We start from the raw sequence: 2,886 nt of genomic DNA, 5'->3' as shown, positions 1-2,886 counted from the left end.
CGGAGCCGGCGAGGCCGCCGGCTCCGGCGCGGACCTGGCGCTCTTCCCCCGGCGCCGCGTCCCGGCCGCCGCCCTGCACGTCACGGGCGACACCGGCCTGCTCCCGCCCTGCTTCACCCTGGTCCCACCCGTCCGGCGGGCCCGCCCGCGCGCGGGTGTGGGATCAGGGGCCCCCGGGCCGTAAAACTCCTGCGGCCACGTACCATGGCCGCATGTCCTTCCTCCGCCGCCACCGCGCCGCCACACCCGCCGGCCCGGACTTCGACGTCCTGGCCATGGACCCGGGGGACTGGCCGGGCAATCTCGGGGCCGGGCTGCTGCCCGCGCCCGACGGCAGCTGCCAGGGGGTCTTCCTCCGCTACGACCTGTTCGGCGGACGCGGCCCCGCGATGATCATCGGTAACCTTCCCGAGGGGTCCCCGGCCCGCGACCTCGCCGAAGGCCAGGTCCCCTTCGAGGTGGCCCAGCTCCTCGACGCGCTGGAGAACGACGAGGACGTCGAGGTCACCGGCGTCGAGGACTGCCCCGTCATGCAGGGCGACAACCTCCTCATCGTCCGGAAGATCAAGCTGTCGGAGTCCCGCATCTCCTGCGTCCAGTTCGACCGCAGCGACAACGTGCTGGTCACCATCGCCAGCTGGGACCGCCCGATCACCGACGACCTCTACGCCCTTCTCAAGCCGCTCCCCGCCGAGCTCTTCCAGCAGGGCTGACCCCGCCGGGCCCGGACCTGCCCGCGAGGTCCCCGCGACCGACCGCCGGGTCACCCCGGGACGAACCCGTACGGGTCCGACCCGGGCGGTCGGAACCGCCCGATCACGCGTCCGCGATGTCGTTGGCCGCCACGTAGCCGAACGTCATCGCGGGGCCGATCGTCGACCCGGCCCCCGCGTAGCTGTGGCCCATCACCGCGGCGCTCGCGTTGCCCGCCGCGTACAGGCCCCGGATCACCGAGCCGTCCGCGCGCAGTGCCCGGGCCCGCGCGTCCGTGACGATGCCGCCCTTCGTACCGAGATCCCCGGGCACGATCTTGAAGGCGTAGAACGGAGGCACCCAGATCGGGGCCAGACACGAGTTCGGCTGCACGTTCGGGTCCGTGTAGTAGTGGTCGTACGCGGTGTCGCCCCGGTGGAAGTCGGAGTCGGTCCCGCTCCACGCCTGCGCGTTGAACCGGCCCAGCGTCGCCCGCAGCGCCGCCGCCGGTACGCCGATCTGGCCCGCCAGCGCGTCCCACGTCCACGCCTTCTTCGCCGCACCCGCCTGGTACCACGAGTCCGGGAAGGGCAGCGTCGGCAGGATGTCCTTGAACAGGTATCTGTTGCGGTAGTTCTGATCCACGATCAGCCACGCCGGTATGTGCGAACCGGTCGCACCGCGGTCCTTCTCGTACATCACATGCACCACATCGCTGTACGGAGCAGCCTCGTTGACGAACCGCGTCCCGTGGGCGTTCACGATCAGCCCGCCCGGCAGGGTCCGTTCCGCCAGGCAGAAGTACGGCTCCCCGGGCAGCGGGATCGACGGCCCCCACCACGCGTCGTCCATCAACGCCAGCGCCGCCCCCGCCCGCTGACCGGCGAGGATCCCGTCGCCCGTGTTCTCCTTCGCCCCCACCGACCACTGGGTGCCGATCGGCTGCTGCTGGTACTGCGCCCGCATCGCCCCGTTGTGCTCGAAGCCGCCCGAGCCGACGACCACCCCCTTGCGGGCCCGTACGACGCCCCGCACGCCCTCCTTGTCGACCACCACGCCGGTGACGGCGCCGCCCTCCTGGACCAGGTCCACCAGGGGACTGTTCAACCACAGCGGCACCCCGGCGCGCTGCAGTCCGGCCCGCAGCCCGGCCGCCAGCGCCTGGCCCATCGTCAGCGGCTTCTCGCCGCGCAGCGCCGCCTTCGTACCGCGCGCCAGGCACTCGGTGGACACGGCCAGGCCCCTGGCGCTGACCGCCGCGAGGTTCAGCCACTTGTAGTCCTGGCTGAAGACCACCATCCCGGCGGGCACCGGCATGTACGCCGGGTTCAGACGGGCCAGTTCGCCGCCGAGGATGTTCCCGTCGATCTGGTCCGGCTCGATGGAGCGGCCGTTCGGCAGGCCACCCGGCAGGTCGGGGTAGTAGTCGCTGTAGCCCTCCATGAAGCGGAACCTCAGCGGACTGTTGGCCATCACGAAGTCCAGCATGCGGGGGCCGTTCGCGAGGAACGCGGCCTGGCGGTCGGCCGGCACCTCGGGCCCGACGACGGCCGACAGGTATGTCGCCGCCTTCTGCGGGGTGTCGGGCACTCCCGCGGCCAGGATCACCGCATTGTTGGGCAGCCAGATACCGGCGCCCGAGCGTGCGGCCGATCCGCCGAAGGTGGGGGCCTTCTCGATCACCAGGACGCTCAGGCCGCGCTTCGCGGCGGTGAGGGCGGCCGTCATCCCGGCCGCCCCGGAACCGACCACGACCACGTCGTACTCGCCGAGCGGCGGCCCGGCCTGTCCGGCGTCGGCCCGCGCGGTGCCGGACGGCAGCACCGTGGCGGCGAGGACCCCGGCCCCGGTGCCGGCGAGGACCGCGCGTCTGGACGGGAGGGGGGCGGGGGACGTGCGTGAAGCGCTTGCGGACATGGGCAGGCTCCGGCGGAGTGGGGAGGAGAGGGTGACTCCAGCATGTCTGATGCTGAGTCAGAAAAGTGTTCGGGGGATCATGTGATGTCAAGCCATCCGGCACCCGGGCCCGCGGCCGACCGCTCGGCCCGCCGCCCGCATCCGGGCGGCCGGCTCCTTCACGTGCCGCCTCGCCCTTGCGGCGCCGCGTTCGCGGACGCGAACGAGCGAAGTCCCGTGGCGGTGGGAGCCACGGGACTTCGCGTCCGGGGGAGGGGAGGGTCAGCGCGTGCCCAC

General features: G+C 72.7%; 2 protein-coding genes and 1 pseudogene. 2 read left to right on the top strand and 1 reads right to left on the bottom strand.

Going from position 1 to position 2,886, the window contains the following annotated elements; translation table 11 throughout:
* Together AVW11_RS38155 and AVW11_RS35340 are read left to right on the top strand one after the other, a co-directional pair.
* Positions 1 to 184: pseudogene (locus AVW11_RS38155) on the top strand (hypothetical protein); the annotation flags it as partial.
* A 28-nt stretch (positions 185 to 212) separates the two neighbouring features.
* Positions 213 to 713, top strand: a complete 501-nt coding sequence (locus tag AVW11_RS35340) for a hypothetical protein (RefSeq protein WP_060179759.1) — start codon at positions 213 to 215, stop codon at positions 711 to 713.
* Between the two features lie 103 nt (positions 714 to 816).
* On the opposite strand, the gene kstD is transcribed toward AVW11_RS35340, so the two are convergent.
* Positions 817 to 2,610 carry a 3-oxosteroid 1-dehydrogenase gene (kstD, locus tag AVW11_RS35335; protein ID WP_076047068.1) on the bottom strand — a complete coding sequence of 598 codons (1,794 nt, stop codon included), beginning with the start codon at positions 2,608 to 2,610 and terminating at the stop codon, positions 817 to 819.
* Positions 2,611 to 2,886 lie beyond the last annotated feature (276 nt).

Source organism: Streptomyces amritsarensis (assembly GCF_001953875.1).
In the GTDB taxonomy this organism is placed as follows: Bacteria; Actinomycetota; Actinomycetes; order Streptomycetales; family Streptomycetaceae; genus Streptomyces; species Streptomyces amritsarensis.
This window is presented reverse-complemented; position numbering and strand designations above follow the sequence as displayed.

What these genes read in the sequence shown, in the direction of transcription:
- kstD (WP_076047068.1), bottom strand. Translation starts at nt 2,610, where the DNA reads ATGTCCGCAAGCGCTTCACGCACGTCCCCCGCCCCCCTCCCGTCCAGA.
- AVW11_RS35340 (WP_060179759.1), top strand. Translation starts at nt 213, where the DNA reads ATGTCCTTCCTCCGCCGCCACCGCGCCGCCACACCCGCCGGCCCGGAC.